Below are 426 nucleotides of genomic sequence, written 5' to 3' on the forward strand. Positions count from 1 at the left end.
GAGGTATAAATATGGAATACTCAGCTTGGCACTGCGTTATTCAGGACGGTAACGGCGCTGTTGTCCCTATGGCAAAGATTACCGTCCGCAATACATCAACGGGAGCGCTTGCAAAATTGTACAGCGCTCGTGATGGCTCCGCACCAAAGGCAAACCCATTTAATGCAGATGAAAACGGGCAAGTGTTTTTCTTTGTTGCCGGTGGCTCTGCTGAGAGCAGAAAGCCCGAGTATGGGCTCCATATGTGTGAGATGGAGGATAATTAGTGAGGGAGATGTTGCAACCTTAGAATTAGAGTGGCAGGAAAAAAACGGACCTAAGGTCTTGCCTCCAACGACTAGAGGTTTTGGTTCCCGTCTTATAAAGATGGGTCTTATGGGTATTGGTTCATCACATGTCGACTTCAAGGAAGATGGATTACATGCG

The 426-nt window shown here is 47.2% G+C and carries 1 protein-coding gene; it reads left to right on the forward strand.

The window, feature by feature from the left end:
- The coding region (locus HBA93_RS18785) for a carboxypeptidase-like regulatory domain-containing protein (protein WP_221724309.1) at nt 1–266 on the forward strand (266 nt) is incomplete at its 5' end.
- Nucleotides 267–426 lie beyond the last annotated feature (160 nt).

The organism is Ochrobactrum sp. SFR4, from assembly GCF_019730395.1.
Taxonomy (GTDB): Bacteria; Pseudomonadota; Alphaproteobacteria; order Rhizobiales; family Rhizobiaceae; genus Pseudochrobactrum.